Here is a 24,429-nt window from a genome sequence, read left to right on the forward strand (position 1 = left end):
ATATAGGTATGAATAAAGCCCTTCAAGAAATTCTTGAAGGGCTTTATTTATTATGTGTTATTAAGAAGATTACTTCTTTTGTTCTGGAACTTCAAACTTATCACCAGTAGCTTTAACAAGCTTACGGGCAAAAGACGCAGGATAACCAGGACGCATTACTGTTGCTCCAATACCTGTCTTTGTTCTGATAAACTCACCATTCTTTGTTGGTTTGACTGACATATCATTATACTTAACAATAAGATAATAAGCCAGCTTGTTCCATCTAGCAAGCATTTGCTGAGCCTCATCATTGCTATAATCATTAAGATACTTCAATGCTGCAGCCTTGTCATTAACATACAATTCACGTGCCTTGTTCTCAACGTTTGGTTGATTTGCGAAGTATGAACTTTCTAAACTATCACGAACAGACTTCAACTCTGGGAACATAAGTAAATAACGTGGATAAATCATATTACTAACCCAATTGCAAACCCAGTAAGCATTCTTTGTAGAGAAAGTAACAGCATCAGCACCAGGAGTATTATAACATTCAGGCTGAACCGTATTACCACAATATATTGGGGTATATGCAATCATATTACCATCATCATTTCCAAACCACAACACACCACCTATTTCACGAGGAAGCCAAGAACGCATCTGACTTACATAAGAAAAACCAGTCTGCTGAGTACTTGTTGGACGCTCATTGAAATAAGACTTTCCGTCTACTTTAAACATTAATGGTGTAGGACGATATGGCATTTCCCATATACCACTACCAAAGTCTAATGTATCAGTTGCCAAAGGAGTTCCTTCATAATGGTCTCTCATAGCCATTTGAACATCCTTTACAGAAAGTTTCTTGTTTGGAATAACCCATAGAGGCATATCCTCGGCATTTTCATCCTTTCCTTCTGCCCAAGGTAGATAACGGCTGAAACCGTCTGTGAAATGATTAAAGAAAGCCCATACACGAGCATCACAGAAACGACGACCAGAAAAATCAGGTTTAGCATAAGCCATTTTCCAAGAGAAATCAATGTCCTTTCCTGTAAACCAGCCCTTCTTTCTTGCATAAGAAATAACGTTCTTACTATACATTACATTCTTATGGTCTTTCATATTGAATTTACCAATACGACTTTGATTTGCATGTGCGCAAATAGCATTATCAGGTATGCGTTGAGCAACCCAAATTGCACTCTTGCTCCCTGCTCCACAACCCATCATCTCCATTATCCAAGCCTCATTAGGATCACAAATGGTAAAGGTCTCGCCCTCACTATTATATCCGTATTTCTCGGCTAAAGATGTCATAACCTTTATAGCCTCACGCGCATTGCGTGAACGTTGAAGAGCTAAGTATATAAGACTACCATAATCAATGGTACTAGTAGAGTCAACCATTTCAGGACGACCACCATAAGTAGTTTCTCCAATAGTCACCTGAAACTCATTGATATTTCCAATAACATTATATGTAACAGGAGCCTCTGGTATCTGCCCATGACAAGCCTTTGTATCCCAATCAATAATCTTACGCATTTCTCCCTTAGCATGAACACCAGCAGGATAATGAGCTAGACCAATAAACATGCCGTAATCATCAGCATTATAAGAACAGATAACACTTCCGTCTGCACTAGCTTTCTTTCCAACAATAAAATTGGTACATGCCATAGCAGCAGATGCGCTCAATGTAAAGATAGCAATTAAAATTTGTTTCTTCATAAACTCAATATATTTAACAAGCCTTGAAACTCATGTCAAGTCCCTTAACACTATGTGTAAGAGCACCAACACTAATAAAGTCAACTCCCTGTTCAGCGTATCCACGGATAGTATCAAAAGTGATACCACCACTAGATTCTGTTTCCATTCTTCCAGCAACAAGGTCAACAGCCTTCTTGGTATCAGGAACACTGAAATTATCAAACATCACACGGTCTACTCCACCATGGTTAAGTACGCGTTGAAGTTCATCGAAGTTTCTTACCTCTATTTCAATCTTCAAATCAAGTCCTTTTTCCTTAAGGTAAGCATGGCAACGATCAATAGCACTCTCTATGCCACCAGCAAAGTCTACATGATTATCTTTAAGAAGAATCATATCGAAAAGTCCGATACGATGATTCATACCACCACCTATCTTTACAGCTTGTTTTTCAAGCATACGCAATCCTGGTGTTGTCTTACGTGTATCAAGCACATGAGTTCTTGTTCCTTCCAACAACTTAACATATTTGTTTGTCATTGTCGCAATACCGCTCATACGTTGCATTATGTTAAGCATCAGTCGCTCTGTCTGAAGCAGTGAACGAGTCTTACCGCTTACGATCATTGCAATATCACCAACCTTAACAGGAGTTCCGTCATTGATAAGAACCTCAACTTTCAATGTAGAGTCAAACTTAGCAAAAACCTTTTTAGCCATTTCTACACCAGCCAATATACCGTTTTCCTTTATAAGCAAATGAGATTTCCCCATTGCATCATCAGGAATACAACACAATGTTGTATGGTCACCATCACCGATATCTTCAGCAAAAGCCAATTCTATCAGTTTGTCTTCTAATTCGTCTACTGATAACATATTATTAAATATTTATATATTACTATTTTCTATAATCAACTTGTCATTAATTATCTCACAAGTTCCTCCAATCCATTCAGTCATTGGCAACTCATCTGTAAACTCATAGTAGTTTACTACCCTATCTCCAATAACTTCAACTATGACCTGATGCAGAACTTCACCAGCTACTTTCAATTCATGAAAGCCTAATCGTCTGAAATCATCTACCATCAATTCAACGCTTTGGGTGGAATTGGCATCTGACGTTTCGGTTGCATATTTGGATCAGAATTCGGAGGAACAGGAACGCTTGATGGCGGCATAGGCCGTTGACCATTTGACTTTGCTGAATCATTACCAGAAGTCTTTATACTGTCACCATTCACTTTATTTGCAGCAGCCTTACTCTGGTGCATTCTATACAACTTGATATTACTTATTATCATAAGTTTCAACGTCGTTGCATTATCTCCAGGATCCTGACTCTTATTTAGCATGAAAAAGCCACGTATCTCCTTTATTCCAAGTTTCTTGTCATCACGGATAGTTAGATTGAAATGACTTGCCGATGAAATATGCATGTTCTGTGTAGCAATACTGTCATTGCCAAACTTAACAGCCAACACAACAACTCCATCACGCATACCATCCTGAAATATAAATTGTGTATCGAAATCAAGTATGATGCCATCTCCTTTATGAAATGTTGAATCAGCAACCATTGAAAAAGAATTCAAGTTGAAAGGCTTCTGTGGTGTAAGTACCATTGCCGACTCTTCATTCCAGACATTTGCAGTATCGCCATTTGCTGTAACGCTACCAAATCGGTTAACAGCATCAGCAGAAGCACCTAATGCAACAGCCTCTTTACCAAGTCGTTTAGTTAAATCCTCATAAATTTGCTTCAACTGATCTGTATGGCGCATATAATAAACCATTGATGAGTCAAACTCCGCAGGAGTATAACCATACTTCTTCAATACAGCCGCACGATACTTTATAGTATTGACAGAATCATTACCTGAAATCTGAGCCATACTGCTAGCCAGATGATAATCATAAAGAACATCACCCATTTTATCTGGTTGAATAAACTGTGAAGGTACAGATGGTTTACATGAAACCACCAGAAATAATCCCATAATTACAACAAGTGAACTTATTGTCATTTTAAGGAACTTGCATCCTTGGAGAGACGAAGACTTCATATTTATTTCTTTTTAAAAGCACCCCTAACGGTCTCAGAAATACCTTCCATATCTTTTCTGAAGAAAAGAAGTAACAGTACAACACCTACAGAAATACAAGCATCAGCAAAGTTAAATACTGGTGAGAAGAAAACAAATTCTTGTCCACCTTTGAAAGGTACCCAATCTGGATATGTTGTAACAATAAGAGGAAAATAAAACATATCGACAACTTTACCCTGTAAAAATGAGGCATAACCACTACCAAAAGGTACAAGGTATGATACATAGAACGGTGAAGATGCATTAAATATCAGCCCATAAAACATTGAATCTATAATGTTACCAGCAGCACCAGCCAAGATCATAGACAACACAACAATGTAACCAGTTGAATGTTTTTGTTGAAGGACTTTATGCATATACCAGCCTATACATCCAACAGCTATAATACGGAATACACTCAAAACCAATTTATTGAAGAATGTCATACCATAAGCCATACCATTGTTTTCAATGAAGCTGATATAAAACCAGTCTGTTACACGAACAGACTCACCTAAACACATGTTAGTTTTGACCTCTATCTTGATTATCTGGTCAATAACAAGTATTGCGATAATCAAGACAAATGCCAATAACCTATCTTGCGATAAATAACTATTTTTTTTCATTTCTTTCTTGCATTCTTCGAAGCCACGCTAAGAGTAGCGTGAGGCACAACACGAAGACGTTCCTTAGGTATCAATTCACCAGTAACACGGTCAATACCATAAGTTTTATTTTCTATACGCAACAAAGCTGCTTCAAGTCCTTTTATGAACTTTTGCAGACGTTGAACCATCTGAATCATGTCTTCCTTGCTCTGGTTGGCATTACCATCATCCAAAACTTTATTATAAGTGGGAGACGTATCATCCACACCATTGTCATCTTGATTCATAAGCTGGCGCATAATAGAAGAATACTCTTCGTGAGCCACCTTCAATTTGCCATTAATAATTCCGCGGAACTCTTCCAAATCCTCATCAGAATAACGTGTTTTCTTGTCCATAGATATATAAGTATTTAATTATATCCTCTTACTAGTTCTTTTCAACAGTGATGTTAAGTTTAAACTCATCGAATTCGGTTTCTACTCCATCATTGTCTGCGATCTTTATATCATTTGCCAATACTTGGCTCTTGATCATTTCACCAAAAGACTTAATTGCAGCATCTGTCTCTTCATGTGGAGCAACTGTGACAACAATCCTATCGGTAATTTCAAGTCCGTTTTCCTTACGAAGATTCTGAATACGATTGATAAGCTCACGAGCCATACCTTCCATCTTCAATTCATCAGTAAGTTCAACTTCAAGAGCTACAGTAATGTTGCCTTCATTGCTTACCAACCATCCTGGTATATCTTCACTGATAATGTCTACATCTGTAGCATCAACTGTAATTGTCTGTCCTTCAACATCAAAAGTTGTATTGCCTGAAGTTTCAAGTAAAGCAATTTCATTCTGGTCAAGTGCATCCATTCTGGCAGCTACGGCTTTCATCAGCTTACCGAACTTCTTACCCATAACACGGAAATTACATTTTACTTTCTTGACAAGAATACCTTGTCCTCCTACAAACTGCAAATCCTTTACGTTAACCTCACTCTTTATAAGGTCAGCGACAGCCTCAATATGCTGTTTCTGATTTTCGTCTATAGCAGGAACCATTATCTGTGCAAGAGGTTGACGAACCTTAATATTAACTTTTCGACGCAAAGCCAAAGTCATAGAAGTAATCTTCTGTGCCATGCCCATACGTATCTCCAAGTCTGCATCAACTGCAGTTTTGTCAGCTACAGGGAACTTATCCAGATGAACACTTGTCTGCTGTCCACCTAAGTCATGATATAATTCGTCAGCGTAGAATGGAGCAAAAGGAGCAAGTAGTTTAGCAACTGTCATCAAACATGTATAAAGAGTTTGATATGCGCTCAACTTATCTTCACTCATTTCCTTACCCCAGAAACGTTTACGATTCAAACGAACATACCAGTTACTTAAGTCATCATTAACAAAAGTATCTATTAGTCGTCCTGCACGTGTAGGATCATAATTTTCAAGTTCAGCTTCTACATTATTGATAAGTGAGTTCACCTTAGATATAATCCATCTATCAATCTCAGGACGCTTTGCCAATTCTACCTGAGGTGCTGTTGGATCAAAGTCATCTACATTTGCATATAATGCAAAGAAGCTATAAGTATTGTATAATGTACCGAAGAACTTTCTGCGAATCTCGTCTACACCATTAGGATCAAACTTAAGGTTATCCCAAGGCTCAGAGTTTGTCATCATATAGAATCTGACAGGGTCAGCTCCATACTTATCAATCATCTCAAATGGATTGGTTACGTTTCCAACATGCTTACTCATTTTATTGCCCTTTGCGTCAAGCACAAGACCAGTAGAGATTACATTTTTGAAAGCAACCTGATTAAATACCATTGTTGATATTGCGTGAAGTGTGAAGAACCATCCACGTGTCTGGTCTACACCTTCGTTAATAAAATCAGCAGGATAGAAAGCTGGAGGAACAGGTGTTCCCTCGTATGTAGAAGTAACTAGTTCACGACGATACTCAGCCTCGCTCTTACCAGTGTTCTTCAAACCGTCATTAGCAATCTCGCCCTCGAACGGATAATGAAGCTGTGCATAAGGCATAGAACCAGAATCAAACCATACGTCAATCAAGTCGCTTTCGCGCTTCATTGGTTCTCCTTCTTCATTTACTAGAATAATATTATCTACGTATGGACGATGAAGATCAACCTTGTCATAGTTTTCTTTAGAATAGTCACCTACAACAAATCCATTATCCTTTAATGGGTTACTGCTCATAACACCAGCAGCAACACTCTTCTCTATCTCATTATAAAGTTCTTCAAGACTACCGATGCACTTAGCATTTCGCTTCTCATCACGCCATATAGGAAGTGGTGTACCCCAGAAACGGCTACGGCTCAAATTCCAGTCATTCAAGTTTTCCAACCAGTTGCCGAAACGACCAGTACCAGTACTCTCTGGCTGCCAGCATATAGTCTTGTTTAGTTCAACCATACGCTCCTTTTTCGCTGTATCATTGATAAACCAACTATCAAGAGGATAATAAAGAATAGGCTTGTCTGTACGCCAGCAATGTGGATAGTTATGTACATGCTTCTCTATCTTGAAAGCTGTTCCGTCCTGTTTCATTTCCATACAGATAATGACATTCAGGTCTTCTGCCTTTTCAGATGCTTTCTTATCCCACACACCATCTGGATTGAATTTAGGGTCGTATGAATTCTTAACATAGTCGCCGGCATGCTTTCCATAAGCTTCCTTATTCAAACAAACATTTACGAAGTTCGCGTCTAATTCCTCTTCAACATAATACTTACCTTGAAGATCTACCATCGGACGAGTCTCGCCCTTCTTATTAATAAGGTATAGAGCTGGGATATTTGCATCAGCTGCAACTTTAGCATCATCTGCACCAAATGTAGGAGCGATATGAACGATACCAGTACCATCTTCTGTTGTAACATAGTCACCAAGAATAACTCGGAAGGCTTCGCTGTCCATCTCAACAAACTTATCACGTCCGTCCTCACTTGTGAACACCTTATCAGCATGCTTTTCAGCATAGTCATTGACAAACTTAGCTGAGAAGTCATTAATTTTCTCACATGGTTTAACCCAAGGCATCAACTGCTTATAATGCAAACCTTCCAAATCAGCACCTTTCATACGATCAACAATACGCCAAGGGCACATCTTGTTTTCCTTATCAAAAGCACCTAGTTCGCCTTCCTTAACTTCCTGTTCAGGATTAAGGTATGCACTTATACGACTTTCAGCCATAACAAGAGTCATTGGTTCGCCGTCATATAAGTTATATGTCTCAATAGCTACATAATCAATCTTAGGACCAACACACAATGCAACATTAGATGCAAGAGTCCAAGGAGTTGTTGTCCAAGCTATGAAATAAGGTTTTCCATGCTTTGTCCACTCAGCCTTAGGGTCTTTAATCAAGAACTGTGCTGTTACTGTTGTATCCTTAACATCACGATAACATCCAGGCTGATTAAGCTCATGACTAGAAAGTCCTGTTCCTGCTGCTGGAGAATATGGTTGAATTGTATATCCTTTATATAACAATCCCTTTCCGTAGAGCTGCTTCAACAACCACCATAAAGTTTCGATATACTTATTCTCATAAGTAATATAAGGATGATCCAAATCAACGAAATATCCCATTTTTTCAGTCAGATCACGCCATTCAGCAGTAAACATCATGACATTCTCACGACATTTTTTATTATAATCTTCTGTTGAGATATATTTCTCTGAAGCTTTGTTGTCAATATCCTTCTTTGTAATACCAAGTTCTTTCTCAACACCTAGTTCCACAGGAAGTCCATGAGTATCCCAGCCAGCCTTACGGTGTACTTGAAATCCCTTCATGGTTTTGTACCTGTTGAAAGTATCCTTTATAGAACGAGCCAACACATGATGAATGCCAGGATGTCCATTAGCCGAAGGAGGACCTTCGAAAAATATAAACTGCTGACAACCTTCACGTTCATCAATAGATTTATGGAAAACGTCATTTTTTTCCCACTCTGCAAGTACATCATTATTGGTCTTTGTTAAATTAAGACCATTATGTTCGGCAAATCTCTTGGCCATATCTTAAAAACTTAATTTTATTACGTGATAATTTTAATGACCGCAAAGATAATAAAAATAATTATCATACCCAAAAGACTTACATATTTTTTATTATATGCGCCTCTAAGTTAAAAAATAACACATTATTATTTTGTCAATTCCTAAATTCGCTGTACATTTGCAGCCAATATTACACTAAATTTTTATGGACTGGTTAATTAATCTTTTTACTTCTACCGACACAGTAGCTCACATAGCATTGCTTTATGCTCTTGTGATAGCAATTGGTGTGCTACTTGGCAAGGTAAAAGTTTGCGGTATATCGCTCGGAGTAACATTTGTACTCTTTGCAGGTATATTGGCAGGCCACATTGGCTTCACAGCCCCGATAAACATTCTAACATTCCTTCAGGACTTCGGACTTATACTGTTCGTCTTCTGTATTGGTTTACAAGTTGGTCCGGGCTTTTTTGAGAGTTTTCGTAAGGGTGGAGTGACACTCAACATTCTCTCAACAGTTATAATCATGCTCAACATTGCAGTAATGTTCGGTTGCTACTGGTTGTTCTTCGACACCAGTAATCCCAAGAATCTTCCGATGATGGTAGGTACTTTATACGGTGCTGTTACCAACACCCCTGGACTTGGAGCTGCGAACGAAGCCCTTACTAGCGTATTCGGTAAAGGTGATGTTCCTCAGATAGCATCAGGTTACGCATGTGCCTACCCTCTTGGTGTGTTAGGTATCATCGGCGCAACTATTGCCATCCGTTACATTACTCGCGTAAAGCTTAATACTGAAGAACATAGACTTAATGATCAAGAAGCAGAAAACCCTCATGCAAAGCCACATCAGATGCATTTAAAGGTTACCAACAATTATATTGCTGGTCGCACACTACTTGAGATTTCTGAGTTTTTGAATCGTGACCTAATTTGCTCAAGACTTCTTCATGACAACAATGTAACTATTCCTAAAAACAACACAATATTTAATCTTGGAGACGAGGTTCTTGTTGTTTGTGCAGAAGCTGACGCTGAGGCTATTCAGGCCTTCATCGGTCCTGTAGTTGACACACCTTGGCACACTGAGGCTGAGGCACAGCCACTAATCAGCAAGCGAATTGTTGTAACACGTTCTTCAATGAACGGTAAGACACTTGGCAAGATGCATTTCTCTAGTGTATATGGTGTCAACGTAACTCGTATCACCCGTCAAGGAATGGATTTGTTTGCTAGTCGCGACTATCGTTTCCAAGTTGGAGACCGAATTATGGTTGTTGGTCCAGAGGACAACGTAAACCGTGTTGCAGACGCAATGGGTAACAGTATCAAGCGTCTTGATGCGCCAAATATTGCGACTATATTCATCGGAATAATTATCGGTATTCTTTTCGGAAGTATTCCTCTTGCTCTTCCTGGCATGCCAGTTCCTTTGAAACTTGGTATTGCAGGTGGTCCACTTATCATTGCTATTCTCATTGGTCGTTTCGGTTACAGATTCAAACTTGTTACTTACACAACGACTTCAGCAAACATGATGTTGCGTGAAATTGGTTTGGTATTGTTCCTTGCTTCCGTAGGAATAAAAGCAGGTGCTAACTTCTGGGAAACAGTTGTTCAGGGAGATGGATTGAAATATGTATATACAGGATTCCTTATTACAATAATCCCTATCTTAATTGTCGGAACTATAGCCCGCCTACATTACAAATTTAATTACTTCACTATAATGGGCATGATTGCCGGTACTTATACTGATCCTCCTGCATTAGCTTATGCAAACAGCGTTTGCTCAAAAGAAGCTCCAGCTGTAGGCTACAGTACTGTTTATCCATTAAGTATGTTCTTGCGTATTTTCACCGCACAGATAATCGTTTTATTCTGTTGTGGAGGATAAAAGACAAAACAAATAATTCTATTATACTCAGCGTATATCTTCAAACAGATATACGCTGTTTTTATTTATATCCATAAAAACAATACCCACAGATTTATTTTTTCTCATAGAAAGATATCAAAAGAACTTTCAATAAAAATCAAAGTAATTAAAAGATTAGTATTCAATAGAACAAGCATCGAACTACTTAAATCCGAACCCATTTAGGGAGGATATTATCCTTTCAAAATTTACAAAGATTCCAGAAAAAAAGAAAAATAACCTACATTATATACATTTCTTACTCAAATAATTATTAATCAATAGATTAGCTTATGTATAAGAGTACATTTTTCTACATCTTTCCTACATGATTCCTACATTATAAGCACGTATTTGTACCTAAAAAGATGGCATTTTATCAAATTGCAATACGAAAATCGCTTTTTTTGTCCCACCATTAAGTTGTGTATTTGGCTGTAAAGTAAATCACAGTAATGCCTTTCTTTCGAATTGTAAAGCTAGAAATTTTACATCTATTTGTAAATAAAATTTTAAAATAAATAGATTTGTATAGCATTTTGATGTGCCAATCTTTTCAGTAAAGAATTTCATGCAACTATACTGATTATCAGTAACAGCTTAAAAATGTGTATAGTGATTCAGAATGTATAACTATAAATGTTTATAATCAACTTCAATTATAGTCAAAATGTATAAAGCGCAGCAAAAATAAAATCATCTTTTTCGGTGTGCCATTGAGTAATAAGGCCCTTATTACTCTACAAAGCATGTAGGACAACAGAGTGATTAGGGCCTAATCACTTCCTAAAATGTATAACAACGGACTTATATACATTAGCTAACATATTGTATAACAATACGTTTCGCAAAAACATGTAGGAAACAGCATTAAAAACTCACAAAAAAAATATTTTTCGTCAATATAAGAAGGACTTATTATTGATCGACATGTTGCATTCAACATCAATTTAATAAAATTTATGGGCATCTATTCAAAAGAATAAGTGCCCATAACTATAACTTTATTAAGTTTATATTTTATATTTAATACTTCCGTTAAAGCCTACGATTATCAAAATTTGATAACTTGTAGGACTGTCTGGAATACAGACGCTAGCATTAAAGTGAAAACCATCAGTGCTAGCACCAGTATATACTATATCACTAAGGATGCTCTGCTTCAGTGCTTGTGATGGTACTTGTTTATCAAAATCATCCTTGCGTATATCATGACTATATATCTGAGTTGCACCACGGAATAAGCCTAAATGAATAATGTTATCAAAATAAACATTATCAACCTCCACACCATCATCATTATATGTAGGCTTAACAACTTTATAAGTAGTAGGATTAACCTGTATATACCAATGATAACGATCATTTCCATACACAACAACAGAATCTCTCTTAATGAGTTTGTTCTGATTTAAAGCAGCAGGACGCTTTGCTCCAAAATAAGTTAAATAAGAACGATCTGAAGTCTTTGCAAGCTTAACAACATCACCATTTTGATTCTTAAACATAAACAAATGTGGCGCCTGCTTCAAAATCTGATATTTCACGATATTAGAACCATGAAGAATCAAAGTATCCTTCACAATCTGGAAATATGCTGGTTGAGAAGTACTATCAGGATAGAATATAGTATCCCCAATAACCCTAAAGGCTGGATCTTCCTCATCTTCATCAAGCCATACTCCTTGAAGCATTTTTTTAGCTGTAAGATCCTCCGACAAGGCCTTTCCGGTATTTGCCTTTCTATTACCACAAGCTACCGTTGTCAAAACAATAGCAACAATTGGTAAGAATAGTCTTGTTAAAATTTCTTTTTTCATAATGTTCTAACGACCTATGCAATGATATTCGAATCCGGCATCTGCCAATTCTTCTGAGTCAAAAATATTACGACCATCCAGTACAAGTTGATTCCGCATAGAACGAGATATAACGTCCCAGCTAGGCAAGCGGAATTCTTTCCACTCGGTCAATAGCAACAAAGCATCAGCATCAAGTGTTGCCTCATACATATCACGGCAATATTCTATATTATTTACAAAATGAGCAAAATCCGTATTATCCGTAGCTATTACAGATAAGCGTCTACGGCATTCATCCATAGCAACAGGATCATATACACGCACATGACAACCAGACTTAAGCAATAACGAAAGCATTACCAATGCAGTACTCTCACGCATGTCATCGGTCTCAGGTTTGAACGACAGCCCCCAAATGGCAATGTTACTATCTTCAAGATTCCCCAACGAAGATTTAAGTTTCTCAAAAAGAATAGTCTTTTGATGTTCATTCACTCTTTCAACAGCCTTCAACACTTCCATTGAATAACCACTATTATCAGCCGTTTTTATCAAAGCTTTCACATCTTTCGGGAAACAGCTTCCACCATAACCACATCCGGCATATAAGAATTTACGTCCTATTCTTGTATCAGACCCAATACCCTGTCTGACCATATTAACATCGGCACCGACTAGTTCACAAAGATTAGCAATATCATTCATAAACGATATTCTTGTAGCCAACATTGAATTTGCGGCATACTTTGTCATTTCGGCACTTGGAATATCCATGAATATAACACGGAAGTTATTAATAAGAAACGGTTTGTAAAGACGCGTAAGCATCTGTTTAGCCTTATCGCTTTCAACTCCTACGACAACACGATCAGGACTCATAAAATCTTTTATCGCATTACCTTCTTTGAGAAATTCAGGATTACTTGCAACATCAAATTTAATATCAACACCTCTATTGTCCAATTCTTCTTGAATTGCAGATCTCACTTTGGCTGCGGTACCAACAGGAACCGTACTTTTAGTAACAACAACAATATATTTATTGAGGTTTTGCCCTATCGTACGAGCAACTTGCAGTACATATTTAAGGTCAGCAGAACCATCTTCATCAGGAGGTGTACCAACAGCAGAAAAGACAATTTCCTGCTCATTAAGAATTTCAGCCAAAGATGTCGTGAATTTCAAGCGACCAGCCTTAACATTCTTGACTACAAGTTCGTCAAGTCCAGGTTCGTAAATAGGAATATCACCACGCTGAAGTCTTTCTATCTTATCTTTATCAACATCAACACAGGTAACAATAGCACCCGTATCAGCAAAACAAGTTCCTGATACAAGTCCTACATATCCGGTTCCAACAATAGCTATGTTCATAGTGATAAATATTAGTCAAACAATTCAGCATCCTTCAAAGAAGAAGCCTTCAGATCCTTTTCAGACGTAATGACATCTTTAATATCAATAGGCCACTGGATATTTATTTCTTCGTCGTTCCAACGAATACTTGCTTCATGCTGAGGAGCATAAATATTGTCTACTTTATATGTAAATATAGCTTCGTCGCTAAGCACCAAAAAACCATGTGCAAAGCCACGTGGAATAAAGAATTGACGCTTATTCTCGTCAGAAAGTTCAACCATAACATGTTTTCCAAAAGTAGGACTGCTCTTGCGTATATCTACAGCGACATCGAGCACTTTACCTTTTATAACACGCACAAGTTTTGCTTGAGAAAATGTTCCTTTCTGATAATGAAGTCCTCGCAACACACCATAAGATGATTTAGATTCATTATCTTGTATGAAATCAACCGTTCCTACATGTTCCTCAAATTCTTCCTTCTTCCATGCTTCAAAGAAATAACCACGGGCATCATTGAACACACGGGGTTCTAATACATATACACCGTCTATCTCTGTTTTTCTATATTCCATACTACGTATCAATACTTATATAAAGGGTGAACAAGTAAAAAACAACACCTGACACCACTATAATCAAATCAAAGATAATTCAAATTAAATCAGAATCATCAAGCCAGACGGAATGCCATTCCAAGTCTAACATATCTTGTGCAAAGATAATGCAAGTTAAGAGAAGAACAAAATAAAATCAGAAGTTTTTTGTTTTTTTATCCAGAGATACAGTCTTAAATACATTAAATAAAGTGCTAGACGCTAGCTATTGCATCATAAAAATCAAGCACAAAAGATCAATATCAAATATAAATATGTTCCCCAATATAACATAAAAAAATGACTTTACAAAACAAAAACTACAAAAAAAATATTTGAGATTATTTTTTGCATAAAAGCTTTGAATGTTGAAATAAAAACATTAATTTTGCAAACGTGATAGAACTAGAAAGACATATAGAAATATTATTGCTTAGCAATGATTGTGTTATCATCCCAAATTTCGGAGGATTCATGGCACATTATTGTGAAGCTCATTATGATATTAGGGATAATTCATTCCTACCACCCACCCGTTCTATAGGTTTCAATCCTCAGTTGAAAATCAACGATTCACTTCTTGCACAATCTTATGTAGAGGCTTATGATATAAGCTATCCAGAAGCAGTGCGTAGAATCGAAAAGGAAACTGACGAAATGAAGCAAATTCTTGACAATGAGGGATACTTTGAGTTAACAGATATAGGAACGCTAAAAATCAGCCAAGAAGGCAGTTACACTTTTGAACCTTGTGAAGCAGGACTTTTAACACCAAACCTATATGGACTTGGAAGTTTTCAGATGCCAGTACTAACTGAGTCGGAAGATGAAAATACTAAATCAGAAGAAGTGATTAGCACATTGCAAAACACATCCAAGATAATAGACTTTTACACAGATACAGAGGAAGAAGAAAAGACATACACTATCCGAAGAAGTATTGTACGTAATATAGCTGTAGCTTGCATAGCATTATTTGCATTCTTGCTTGTGCCATCATCTCTTGGAAATGGGGAAATGGCTTCTATTTCTGGAAACAAGATAAATACAGAATTACTTACTCGCATAATGCCTAAAGATATAACTGTAGGCAATACAGAGCACGACATAACTAAAGCGCTTACAACAAAGACTAATGTCGCAAAAGTAAATAAGATACAAAGTTGCTCTAAAGAAAACGTAAGTAAGAAGGTAACTTCTTATTATTGTGTTGTTCTTGCTAGCCGTGTAGCAAAGAAGAATGCAGCCGAATATGTAGAAAAACTACATAAAAAAGGTTACAACGAAGCTGAAGTTCTTTGCAGAAACAGTGGTACCAAAGTAATATACGGCGAATACCAATCAAAAGAAGACGCAAGAGCGGCTTTAAACAAGCTCAACGACAAGGCAGATTTTGCTGATTGTTGGGTAATGCATATAAAATAACAAAATTAATTTATGAAACGAGTACGTTGTCCAAAATGTGATAATTTCATCACTTTCGACGAAACTAAATATCAGCCAGGACAGTCATTAGTATTTGAATGTCCAGAATGTAACAAACAATTTGGTATACGTATAGGTGTTTCAAAACTTCGCAATACACAAAAGGAAGAGAAAATAGACGAACAATCAAATGAGAATGGTTACGGATCTATTGTTGTAATAGAAAATGTGTTCCATTACAAACAGGTAATTCCTTTGCAAATTGGTGATAACATAATTGGACGATATATGAAGAACAGTGGTATAAATTGTCCTATCGAAACCAATGACCCAAGTATTGATATGAATCATTGCATAATAAATGTCAGCCGCGATAAAAAAGGCAGACTTAAATATGTGCTTCGTGACGGTCCTAGTTATACAGGAACTTTTGTAGACAACGAGATATTGGGAGACCGTGAACGTCGCGTAATCGAAGACGGATCTCTATTCACTATCGGTGCAACAAGTATCATATTAAGAGAAGCCGACAAAGATTGATATCTTGCGTATTTTCATATACGATGCATCAATATAACATTCTAATTGACATAAAATTCGCATAAATTACAGATTAAGAAAAAATCACGTTGTATGTTCTTTTTTCTTAATTAAAATATCTATCTTTGCAATTGTAAAGGATATATAGAAATTAAGTAACAATTTGAAAGATTTAGAATGAAACCCACAGCTATATTGCTCCTCCATTGTCCTGACGAGCAGGGCATCATAAGCGAAGTTACCAAGTTTATCACAGATAATCATGGTAATATTGTATATCTTGATCAATATGTTGACAGAGAGGACGGCATGTTTTTCATGCGTCTTGAATGGGAACTCGAAAAGTTCACTATTCCTAGAGAAAAGATTGAGGATATTATTTCCACTTTGTATGCAAAGAGGTACAGTATGGAATTTAATCTTTACTTCAACGATGACAAGCCACGCATGGCAATTTTCGTAAGTAAAATGAGTCATTGTCTCTATGATCTTTTGGCAAGATACAAAGCTGGAGAATGGAACGTAGAGATTCCTTGCATTGTAAGTAATCATGAAGACTTGAGATATGTGGCAGAACAATTCGATATTCCTTATTACATTTGGTCAATCAAGAAAGACCATAGCAATAAAGCAGAAGTTGAAGCTGCCGAAATGGAACTATTAAAGAAGGAAAGGGTTACATTTATTGTTTTAGCTCGTTATATGCAGATAATAAGCGATGAGATAATAAACAAATATCCTAACCATATCATTAATATACATCACTCTTTTCTGCCAGCATTTGTTGGCGCTAAACCATACCACCAAGCATGGGAACGCGGTGTGAAAATCATTGGTGCAACAAGTCATTATGTCACAGCCGAACTTGATGCTGGTCCTATTATAGACCAAGATGTAACTCGTATAAGCCATAAGGATACACCAGAAAGTCTAGTCCTAAAAGGAAAGGATTTAGAAAAGATTGTACTCAGTCGTGCTGTAACAAAGCATATTGAGCGTAAGATTCTCACATATCATAATAAAACGATTATATTCTCATAATTTCAATATGAATGTTGCGATCGTAAAATATAATGCTGGCAACATCTATTCTGTCGTAAATGCAATAAAAAGACTAGGAATCATACCTATTCTGACAGACAGTGCAGATGAACTGCAAAACGCTGACAAAGTGATATTTCCAGGACAAGGAAATGCACTTGAAGCTATGACATATTTAAAAGCGCACGGACTAGACAAGGTGATAAAAAACCTCAGACAGCCCGTTCTTGGCATTTGTGTAGGTCAGCAACTATTATGCCGCCATTCAGAAGAGGGCGATGTTGATTGCATTGGAATATTTGATGCAGATGTTAAAAGATTCCAGCCAACACAGCATGAGGATAAAGTGCCAGCTATGGGATGGGAAGAAATATACATGGCTGACGAAAAAGACGATGCTGCAAATGTTTTACTTAAAGATCTTGGGAAACATCCATACGTATATTTTGTACACAGCTACTATGTACCAGTTTGTGAGAACACCATAGCAACAGCAGACTATATACTACCCTACTCTGCATGCATGCACAAGGGTAATTTCTATACATGCCAGTTTCATCCTGAAAAGAGTGGAGACGTAGGAGAACAGATATTGAAGAATTTTCTTAATATGTAACAACACTACTATATGAATATTGAACTCATACCAGCAATAGATATAATAAATGGGCAATGCGTCCGACTTACCAAAGGAGACTACAACCAAAAGAAGGTTTATAATGATAACCCTGTCGAGGTTGCGATGAATTTTGAGAAGTTAGGATTCAAGCGTCTTCATGTCGTTGATCTGGACGGAGCTAAATCTAAGCATATCGTTAACGATGGAGTTTTGAAGGAAATAACAAAAGCTACAAATTTAATCGTTGACTTTGGTGGTGGAATAAAGGCAAAGGATGATCTTGAGAAAGCTTTTGAGGCTGGGGCTAGCATGGTAACCATAGGAAGTGTAGCGGTTACAAACCGACAACTATTTCTTGAATGGATTGAGATATACGGTGCAGAAAGACTTATTCTTGGAGCAGACGTTAGAAACGGAAAGATTTCTATTAATGGTTGGAAAGAAGACTCTTCAGAAGAACTGCTGCCATTTCTCAAACAATATGTTGATAAAGGCGTAAAAAATGTATTATGTACCGAGATAAGCAAAGACGGAACATTACAAGGTCCAGCCATCAATTTATATAAAGATATAATGAAAGCCTATCCACATCTACATCTTATAGCAAGTGGAGGTGTATCATCAAACGAAGATATTACCGACTTGAATAATGCAGGAATACCTGCTGTCGTATTTGGTAAAGCCTTCTATGAAGGTAAAATTGATATAAAGTCGTTGACAATATGAAAGGACTTGCTAAACGTATCATACCATGTCTTGACGTGAAGAATGGAGAAACTGTAAAAGGAACCAACTTCATAAATCTACGAAGTGCCGGGGATCCAGTGGAATTAGGCAAGGCTTACAGTAAAGCTGGAGCTGACGAACTAGTATTTCTAGATATTACAGCAAGTTATGAAGGCAGAAAGACGTTTACAGATATGGTTACAAGAGTCGCTGCTGAGATAAATATCCCTTTCACTGTTGGTGGGGGTATCAATGAACTGAAAGATGTAGCAAGACTGCTGAATGCAGGAGCCGATAAAGTAAGCATTAACAGTTCTGCATTAAGAAATCCAACACTTATAAATGAGATTTCAAGCCATTATGGCTCTCAGGTCTGTGTATGCGCCATTGATGCACGTCTAGATGAAGACGGATGGCATTGTTATGTTAAAGGTGGAAGAGAACGCACTGATAGAGGCTTGTTTGAATGGGCTAAAGAAGTAGCTGATCGTGGAGCTGGAGAAATACTATTCACAAGTATGAACCATGATGGAGTGAAACAAGGATTTGCTAACGAAGCATTGGCAAAACTCTCAGAAGAGGTTAGCATACCCGTCATAGCAAGTGGCGGAGCAGGAACTAAAGAGCATTTCAGAGATGCCTTCACAATAGGTAAAGCTGATGCGGCATTAGCAGCAAGTGTTTTCCACTTTGGTGAAATAAAGATTTCAGATTTAAAGCACTACCTTCATAATGAAGGTATTAACGTAAGAATATAACTGATTGATTATGAAGATTGATTTCGATAAAATGAATGGTCTTGTACCGGCAATCATCCAAGATGCAGTTACTAAAAATGTTCTCATGCTTGGATACATGAACGAAGAGGCCTACAACAAGACTATAGACACTAAAAAGGTTACTTTTTGGAGTCGCTCTCGCAATTGTCTTTGGACAAAAGGTGAGACAAGTGGTAATTTTCTTAATCTTGTTGATATTAAGATAGATTGTGACAACGACACCCTACTTGTAAGTGTTCATCCAGACGGTCCTACATGCCATAAGGGAACAGATACTTGTTGGGCTGAAGATAATAATTATAACCCAATACTCTTTCTTAGTGAATTACAAGACTTTATAAACAAGCGCCACAAAGATATGCCAGAAGGAAGTTACACAACAAGTTTGTTTAAAAAGGGCGTAAACAGAATGGCTCAGAAAGTTGGAGAGGAAGCTCTCGAAACTGTTATTGAGGCTACGGCTGGAACTGACGGCAAAATGATTTACGAAGCATCAGATATGCTTTATCACCTTATAGTTTTGTTATCAAGTAAAGGATTAAGAATAGAAGATGTTGCTATGGAACTGCTAAAACGTCATAACCCTGATTGGGACAAAGCGCGCAGAATAGCTAAGAGTAAAGGTGAAATGGAATAATACAACAAGATTGACAAAGACATTATAGTATGAGTTTGATTAATTATAACAATGTTGATGTGTACCAAGGTGAAAGCCTGATACTAAAAGATGTAAACTTTCATGTAGATGAAGGTGAATTTATATATATTATAGGTAAGGTCGGTTCTGGTAAAAGTAGTCTGCTAAAGACTTTATATTGCGAACTCGACATTTACGATGACAAAGAAAGTCAGCAAGCTGAGGTCCTTGAACGTAACCTAATAACTCTTAAAAGGCGCGAAATACCTGCTTTAAGAAAAGAAATGGGTATTATATTTCAGGACTTTAAACTTCTTCATGAACGCACAGTAAGAAAGAATCTAGAATTTGTACTGCGCTCTACAGGTTGGAAAGATAAAAAAGAAATATGTGAACGTATAGAAAGCGTGTTGACTGATGTAGGCATGCTTGACAAGATAGATAAACTTCCGCATGAGCTTTCTGGTGGAGAACAGCAACGTATTGCAATAGCAAGAGCTATTCTGAACAAACCAAAAATAATCATTGCTGATGAACCTACTGGCAATCTTGACCCGGAGACAGCCAGCAACATTATTAGTCTGCTGAAGGACATCACGACTACAGGAACAGCCGTGATAATGTCTACTCATAACATACCGATGCTCGATAAATTTCCAGGCATTGTATACAGATGCAAAGACGGAGAAATTAAAGACGTCACAACAGAATATAATCATATGGATTTAAGTGAGGATGCAGCTCAAAGCGACTCATAAAAGCAAATAAAAAAGATATTAACATCTAAACTAAATATTACTATTTATTATGAAGGTAATGAAATTTGGAGGTACTTCTGTCGGATCACCTGAACGCATGAAGAGTGTAGCCTCTCTCGTAACGGAATCAGGTGAACCTACATTTATCGTTCTTTCAGCCATGAGTGGAACAACTAATTCTTTGGTTGAGATTTCTGACTATCTGTACAAGAAAAATCCAGACGGTGCTAACGAGATTATAAATAAGCTCGAAACTAAATATATGCAACATGTAGAGGAAGTTTACTCTACAGATGAATATAAGCAAAAGACTAAAGACTTCCTCCATGGAGAGTTTGAATATCTTCGCTCTTTTACTAAAGACCTTTTCACAAGCTTTGAAGAAAAGAGCATTGTTGCTCAAGGCGAAATAATGAGCACCAATATGGTTGTGAATTACCTTCAAGAAACTGGTGTTAAGGCTGTTCTGCTTAATGCACTTGACTTCATGCGTACTGATAAGAATGCAGAGCCTGATCCTCAATATATTAAAGATAAGTTAGCTGATGTTATGAAAGATAACGAAGGCAACCAGATTTATATTACTCAAGGCTTTATATGTCGCAACGCTTACGGAGAGGTAGACAACTTGCAACGAGGAGGTAGTGACTATACAGCTTCTCTTATCGGTGCAGCCCTACCTGCAGATGAAATACAGATTTGGACAGATATTGATGGCATGCACAACAATGATCCTAGAATCGTAGATAAGACAGAAGCTCTTCGCCAACTTAATTTCGAAGAAGCTGCCGAACTTGCTTATTTCGGTGCTAAGATTCTTCATCCTACATGCGTGCAACCTGCTAAATATTCAGGTATTCCTGTTAGATTGAAGAATACGATGGATCCACAGGCTGAAGGCACGATTATTGACAACGTAATCGTAAAAGGTAAAATCAAAGCTGTTGCAGCTAAAGACAATATCACAGCTGTAAAGATTAAGAGTAGTCGCATGCTATTGGCAACAGGCTTCTTACGTAAGGTATTCGAAATTTTCGAAAGTTACCAGACTCCTATCGATATGATAGCTACTAGTGAAGTTGGCGTTTCTATGAGCATCGACAACCAAACTCACCTTAACGAGATTGTTGATGAACTTAAAAAATACGGAACTGTAACTGTTGACAGCGATATGTGTATTATCTGCGTTGTAGGAGACCTTGATTGGAGTAACCTTGGATTCGAAACTTTGGCTCTTGACGCAATGAAGAGTATTCCTGTAAGAATGATTTCTTACGGTGGAAGCAATTACAACATATCATTCCTTATTCGTGAGGCTGACAAGAAGCGTGCACTTCAAAATCTAAGCGACGTACTTTTCAATAAATAAGTAATATAAACACATTACACAACACGCACACCGAAAATACGACAAAGATGAAAGGTAAATTTAATATAGATAAATTTCAGGGAATACGGACACCCTTCTATTATTATGACACGAATCTGTTGCGACAGACTCTTGCATCTATAAATATGGAAGCTGGCAAACACGAGAACTTTATTGTGCATTATGCTATAAAAGCGAATGCCAATCCTAAGGTTCTTAATATAATATGTCAATCAGGGCTTGGTGCAGACTGCGTTAGTGGTGGAGAGATCAAGGCTTCTATTGAAGCTGGATTCCCTACAAGCAAGATTGTCTATGCCGGTGTTGGAAAAAGCGACTGGGAAATCAATCTCGGACTAGACAAGGATATCTTCTGCTTCAATGTTGAGAGTATTCCTGAACTAGAAGTCATAAATGAACTTGCTGGAAATAAAGGTAAGATTGCAAAGATAGCCTTTCGCATAAATCCTGATGTTGGCGCACATACACATGCTAACATTACTACCGGTCTGGCTGAAAACAAGTTTGGTATCGCCATGCGTGATATGGAAAACGTCATTGAAGAGGCTTCTAAAATGAAGAATGTAAAGTTCATAGGTCTGCATTTCCATATTGGAAGTCAGATTCTGAACATGAATGATTTCATTTCATTGTGCAATAGGATAAACGAACTTCAAGATCAACTTGAGGGTCATCACATTAAAGTGGAAAATATCAATGTAGGTGGTGGACTTGGTATAAGTTATGATCATCCAAACAGAGAGCCGATTCCTGATTTCAAGTCTTATTTCGATACATACGCACGCCATCTCAAACTTCGTAATGGTCAAAAGCTACATTTTGAACTTGGTCGTGCTGTTGTGGCACAATGTGGAAGTCTAATCACCAAGACCCTATATATAAAGCAAGGAAGCGTGAAACAATTTGCTATTGTAGACGCTGGCATGACAGACCTCATACGTCCTGCTTTGTATCAAGCATATCATAAAATAGAGAACATCAGCAGTGATGAGCCAAATGAGACTTATGATGTTGTTGGACCTATTTGTGAGTCAAGTGATGTTTTTGCTAAGGCTATAGACCTGAATAAAACAAAACGTGGTGATCTTCTGGCTTTAAGAAGTGCAGGAGCTTACGGAGAGATTATGGCTAGTCAATATAACTGCCGTCAACTCCCTAAAGGATATATAACAGAGGAACTATAAACGTTCCCAGAATATTGTTACGGGAAAAATTTTATGATAATAGATCAATTAACAATAATATTAGGAATAATCGTAATCTTGCTGGCAATAGTAGCATCGCTGGCAAGTCCCTTTTTGCATAGAATAAAAATATACGAATCAGAAAATAACGAGAATGACATTAATGACAATCCTATTCCTGTCAGCATTATCATTCCCACACATGATGACTCTACAGACTTACAACGCAATCTTCCTGCATTTCTAAATCAAGATTATAAAGGCGATTTCAAAATTATCGTGATTGCCGACAGGAACGACAGGGAAACAGAAGACTTGATGAACAGGCTTATACCTGAAAACAAGAATCTTTATGCTACATATCTTCCTGAATCATCACGCTACATGAGCAGAAAGAAATTAGCGATCACTATCGGAGTAAAAGCCGCTAAGACAGATTGGATTATCGTTACTGATCCTTGCTGTAAACCTCTTGATGAAAAGTGGCTTTCTTCTTTCACAGAGAACATGAAGCCTGGAACTGATTTCGTAATGGGATATACATCTCTTGACAACAACACACGAAAATTTTGGAGATTTGAACATGCTTTGATTGCAAACAATAGACTTTATAGTGCGCAAAAAGGAAAGGCTTGGGCTACAAACTGCCAGAACATTGCATTCCATAAGCAACAGTTCATGAATGAAGAAGGATTCAGAGGTAACCTACAATTACTTAGAGGTGAATACGACTTTTTGGTAAACAAATATGCTAAGGATATGAATACAACTGTTGATGCACGCAGGAGCTCATGGCTATATGAAGATGAACCTACGAGAAAGACATGGCACAATAAAAGCATATATTTCAGGGCTTCACGTAGTCTGCTTATGGGGCATAAAGGAAATCGTATATATATGTTTTTCTGCAACATGATGCTTCACTTGAGTCTTATCGTTTCTTTAACTGCTATCGTTTATTCTGTAATTCAACAAAATTGGATATTAACAGGCGCAAGTGGTTTATCATTGTTATTGTTAATAATAACAAGAACAATATTTGCAAACAGAGCTATTAAGCAACTTGACGAAGATATTCCGGCTGGCATAATGTTTTTCTCTGAACTTAAACTGGCATGGAACAACATTAGATATAAGATTAGTTATATACATGCTGATAAGAACGACTTCACAAGTCATAAACTTTAATTCGTTATTCA

Annotated in this window: 22 protein-coding genes; 12 read left to right on the forward strand and 10 right to left on the reverse strand. The window is 37.2% G+C overall.

Translation table 11 applies throughout. The annotated features are described in order from the left end of the window. Nucleotides 1-69: 69 nt before the first annotated feature. Genes prwr041_RS00115 through ileS form a run of 7 tightly spaced genes read right to left on the reverse strand, consistent with a single transcriptional unit; the run spans nucleotide 70 to nucleotide 8,471 of the window. Nucleotides 70-1,719 (reverse strand): dipeptidase, encoded by a 1,650-nt coding sequence (locus prwr041_RS00115; RefSeq protein ID WP_207154330.1) that lies wholly within the window; start codon nucleotides 1,717-1,719, stop codon nucleotides 70-72. Nucleotides 1,720-1,732: 13 nt separating this feature from the next. Further along, complete coding sequence (nadC, locus tag prwr041_RS00120; RefSeq protein ID WP_207154331.1) at nucleotides 1,733-2,581, reverse strand: carboxylating nicotinate-nucleotide diphosphorylase; 849 nt, start codon at nucleotides 2,579-2,581, stop codon at nucleotides 1,733-1,735. Between the two features lie 12 nt (nucleotides 2,582-2,593). Beyond that, nucleotides 2,594-2,794, reverse strand: a complete 201-nt coding sequence (locus prwr041_RS00125) for a hypothetical protein (RefSeq protein WP_207154332.1) — start codon at nucleotides 2,792-2,794, stop codon at nucleotides 2,594-2,596. Next, nucleotides 2,794-3,771 (reverse strand): DUF4296 domain-containing protein, encoded by a 978-nt coding sequence (locus prwr041_RS00130; RefSeq protein ID WP_207154333.1) that lies wholly within the window; start codon nucleotides 3,769-3,771, stop codon nucleotides 2,794-2,796. Before prwr041_RS00130 ends, prwr041_RS00125 begins: the two co-directional genes overlap by 1 nt. Nucleotides 3,772-3,773: 2 nt before the next feature. Then, nucleotides 3,774-4,424, reverse strand: a complete 651-nt coding sequence (locus prwr041_RS00135) for a lipoprotein signal peptidase (RefSeq protein WP_207154334.1) — start codon at nucleotides 4,422-4,424, stop codon at nucleotides 3,774-3,776. Further along, the gene (locus prwr041_RS00140; RefSeq protein WP_207154335.1) at nucleotides 4,421-4,804 is read right to left on the reverse strand and encodes a TraR/DksA family transcriptional regulator; all 384 of its coding nucleotides are present in this window, start codon (nucleotides 4,802-4,804) and stop codon (nucleotides 4,421-4,423) included. The genes prwr041_RS00135 and prwr041_RS00140 overlap by 4 nt, the downstream gene beginning before the upstream one ends. Before the next feature lie 31 nt (nucleotides 4,805-4,835). Further along, nucleotides 4,836-8,471 (reverse strand): isoleucine--tRNA ligase, encoded by a 3,636-nt coding sequence (gene ileS, locus prwr041_RS00145; protein WP_207154336.1) that lies wholly within the window; start codon nucleotides 8,469-8,471, stop codon nucleotides 4,836-4,838. Between the two features lie 187 nt (nucleotides 8,472-8,658). Between ileS and prwr041_RS00150 the strand changes: the two genes are divergently transcribed. Continuing rightward, on the forward strand, nucleotides 8,659-10,353 hold the full coding sequence (locus prwr041_RS00150; protein WP_207154337.1) for a putative transporter: 1,695 nt from the start codon (nucleotides 8,659-8,661) through the stop codon (nucleotides 10,351-10,353). A 1,034-nt stretch (nucleotides 10,354-11,387) separates the two neighbouring features. Here the strand turns inward: prwr041_RS00150 and prwr041_RS00155 are convergent. From prwr041_RS00155 to rfbC, 3 genes are read right to left on the reverse strand one after another with little or no spacing between them, the layout of a single operon-like run. Further along, nucleotides 11,388-12,194 (reverse strand): DUF4738 domain-containing protein, encoded by an 807-nt coding sequence (locus tag prwr041_RS00155; RefSeq protein ID WP_207154338.1) that lies wholly within the window; start codon nucleotides 12,192-12,194, stop codon nucleotides 11,388-11,390. A 6-nt stretch (nucleotides 12,195-12,200) separates the two neighbouring features. Further along, nucleotides 12,201-13,550, reverse strand: a complete 1,350-nt coding sequence (locus tag prwr041_RS00160; RefSeq protein ID WP_207154339.1) for a UDP-glucose dehydrogenase family protein — start codon at nucleotides 13,548-13,550, stop codon at nucleotides 12,201-12,203. Between the two features lie 11 nt (nucleotides 13,551-13,561). After that, nucleotides 13,562-14,110 (reverse strand): dTDP-4-dehydrorhamnose 3,5-epimerase, encoded by a 549-nt coding sequence (rfbC, locus tag prwr041_RS00165; RefSeq protein ID WP_207154340.1) that lies wholly within the window; start codon nucleotides 14,108-14,110, stop codon nucleotides 13,562-13,564. Nucleotides 14,111-14,527: 417 nt separating this feature from the next. On the opposite strand from rfbC, the gene prwr041_RS00170 reads away from it, so the two are divergent. The 11 genes from prwr041_RS00170 (at nucleotide 14,528) to prwr041_RS00220 (ending at nucleotide 24,418) form a co-directional block, all read left to right on the forward strand. Further along, a complete protein-coding gene (locus tag prwr041_RS00170; protein WP_207154341.1) occupies nucleotides 14,528-15,556 on the forward strand; it encodes an HU domain-containing protein in 1,029 nt (342 codons plus the stop codon). Nucleotides 15,557-15,568: 12 nt separating this feature from the next. Continuing rightward, nucleotides 15,569-16,096: an FHA domain-containing protein gene (locus tag prwr041_RS00175; protein WP_207154342.1), complete on the forward strand. Its 528-nt coding sequence runs from the start codon at nucleotides 15,569-15,571 to the stop codon at nucleotides 16,094-16,096. Nucleotides 16,097-16,273: 177 nt separating this feature from the next. Further along, nucleotides 16,274-17,137, forward strand: a complete 864-nt coding sequence (gene purU, locus prwr041_RS00180; RefSeq protein WP_207154343.1) for a formyltetrahydrofolate deformylase — start codon at nucleotides 16,274-16,276, stop codon at nucleotides 17,135-17,137. Between the two features lie 7 nt (nucleotides 17,138-17,144). Beyond that, on the forward strand, nucleotides 17,145-17,753 hold the full coding sequence (gene hisH, locus prwr041_RS00185) for an imidazole glycerol phosphate synthase subunit HisH (RefSeq protein ID WP_207154344.1): 609 nt from the start codon (nucleotides 17,145-17,147) through the stop codon (nucleotides 17,751-17,753). A 12-nt stretch (nucleotides 17,754-17,765) separates the two neighbouring features. Further along, nucleotides 17,766-18,482 carry a 1-(5-phosphoribosyl)-5-[(5-phosphoribosylamino)methylideneamino]imidazole-4-carboxamide isomerase gene (hisA, locus tag prwr041_RS00190; protein WP_207154345.1) on the forward strand — a complete coding sequence of 239 codons (717 nt, stop codon included), beginning with the start codon at nucleotides 17,766-17,768 and terminating at the stop codon, nucleotides 18,480-18,482. Next, nucleotides 18,479-19,240 carry an imidazole glycerol phosphate synthase subunit HisF gene (gene hisF / locus prwr041_RS00195; protein WP_207154346.1) on the forward strand — a complete coding sequence of 254 codons (762 nt, stop codon included), beginning with the start codon at nucleotides 18,479-18,481 and terminating at the stop codon, nucleotides 19,238-19,240. Before hisA ends, hisF begins: the two co-directional genes overlap by 4 nt. A gap of 10 nt (nucleotides 19,241-19,250) precedes the next feature. Next, nucleotides 19,251-19,898, forward strand: a complete 648-nt coding sequence (hisIE, locus tag prwr041_RS00200; protein WP_207154347.1) for a bifunctional phosphoribosyl-AMP cyclohydrolase/phosphoribosyl-ATP diphosphatase HisIE — start codon at nucleotides 19,251-19,253, stop codon at nucleotides 19,896-19,898. 29 nt (nucleotides 19,899-19,927) lie between these two features. Then, on the forward strand, nucleotides 19,928-20,656 hold the full coding sequence (locus prwr041_RS00205) for a cell division ATP-binding protein FtsE (RefSeq protein ID WP_207154348.1): 729 nt from the start codon (nucleotides 19,928-19,930) through the stop codon (nucleotides 20,654-20,656). A gap of 49 nt (nucleotides 20,657-20,705) precedes the next feature. Further along, on the forward strand, nucleotides 20,706-22,025 hold the full coding sequence (locus prwr041_RS00210; protein ID WP_207154349.1) for an aspartate kinase: 1,320 nt from the start codon (nucleotides 20,706-20,708) through the stop codon (nucleotides 22,023-22,025). Between the two features lie 47 nt (nucleotides 22,026-22,072). Then, entirely contained in the window at nucleotides 22,073-23,230 is a 1,158-nt protein-coding gene (gene lysA, locus prwr041_RS00215) for a diaminopimelate decarboxylase (RefSeq protein ID WP_207154350.1), read from the forward strand. A gap of 33 nt (nucleotides 23,231-23,263) precedes the next feature. Continuing rightward, a complete protein-coding gene (locus prwr041_RS00220; protein WP_207154351.1) occupies nucleotides 23,264-24,418 on the forward strand; it encodes a glycosyltransferase in 1,155 nt (384 codons plus the stop codon). Nucleotides 24,419-24,429 lie beyond the last annotated feature (11 nt).

This window comes from Prevotella herbatica, assembly GCF_017347605.1.
Classification (GTDB): domain Bacteria; phylum Bacteroidota; class Bacteroidia; order Bacteroidales; family Bacteroidaceae; genus Prevotella; species Prevotella herbatica.

Coding starts and splice junctions, on each gene's coding strand:
- prwr041_RS00115 (WP_207154330.1), bottom strand. CDS start 1,719: ATGAAGAAACAAATTTTAATTGCTATCTTTACATTGAGCGCATCTGCT.
- nadC (WP_207154331.1), bottom strand. CDS start 2,581: ATGTTATCAGTAGACGAATTAGAAGACAAACTGATAGAATTGGCTTTT.
- prwr041_RS00125 (WP_207154332.1), bottom strand. CDS start 2,794: ATGGTAGATGATTTCAGACGATTAGGCTTTCATGAATTGAAAGTAGCT.
- prwr041_RS00130 (WP_207154333.1), bottom strand. CDS start 3,771: ATGAAGTCTTCGTCTCTCCAAGGATGCAAGTTCCTTAAAATGACAATA.
- prwr041_RS00135 (WP_207154334.1), bottom strand. CDS start 4,424: ATGAAAAAAAATAGTTATTTATCGCAAGATAGGTTATTGGCATTTGTC.
- prwr041_RS00140 (WP_207154335.1), bottom strand. CDS start 4,804: ATGGACAAGAAAACACGTTATTCTGATGAGGATTTGGAAGAGTTCCGC.
- ileS (WP_207154336.1), bottom strand. CDS start 8,471: ATGGCCAAGAGATTTGCCGAACATAATGGTCTTAATTTAACAAAGACC.
- prwr041_RS00150 (WP_207154337.1), top strand. CDS start 8,659: ATGGACTGGTTAATTAATCTTTTTACTTCTACCGACACAGTAGCTCAC.
- prwr041_RS00155 (WP_207154338.1), bottom strand. CDS start 12,194: ATGAAAAAAGAAATTTTAACAAGACTATTCTTACCAATTGTTGCTATT.
- prwr041_RS00160 (WP_207154339.1), bottom strand. CDS start 13,550: ATGAACATAGCTATTGTTGGAACCGGATATGTAGGACTTGTATCAGGA.
- rfbC (WP_207154340.1), bottom strand. CDS start 14,110: ATGGAATATAGAAAAACAGAGATAGACGGTGTATATGTATTAGAACCC.
- prwr041_RS00175 (WP_207154342.1), top strand. CDS start 15,569: ATGAAACGAGTACGTTGTCCAAAATGTGATAATTTCATCACTTTCGAC.
- purU (WP_207154343.1), top strand. CDS start 16,274: ATGAAACCCACAGCTATATTGCTCCTCCATTGTCCTGACGAGCAGGGC.
- hisH (WP_207154344.1), top strand. CDS start 17,145: ATGAATGTTGCGATCGTAAAATATAATGCTGGCAACATCTATTCTGTC.
- hisA (WP_207154345.1), top strand. CDS start 17,766: ATGAATATTGAACTCATACCAGCAATAGATATAATAAATGGGCAATGC.
- hisF (WP_207154346.1), top strand. CDS start 18,479: ATGAAAGGACTTGCTAAACGTATCATACCATGTCTTGACGTGAAGAAT.
- hisIE (WP_207154347.1), top strand. CDS start 19,251: ATGAAGATTGATTTCGATAAAATGAATGGTCTTGTACCGGCAATCATC.
- prwr041_RS00205 (WP_207154348.1), top strand. CDS start 19,928: ATGAGTTTGATTAATTATAACAATGTTGATGTGTACCAAGGTGAAAGC.
- prwr041_RS00210 (WP_207154349.1), top strand. CDS start 20,706: ATGAAGGTAATGAAATTTGGAGGTACTTCTGTCGGATCACCTGAACGC.
- lysA (WP_207154350.1), top strand. CDS start 22,073: ATGAAAGGTAAATTTAATATAGATAAATTTCAGGGAATACGGACACCC.
- prwr041_RS00220 (WP_207154351.1), top strand. CDS start 23,264: ATGATAATAGATCAATTAACAATAATATTAGGAATAATCGTAATCTTG.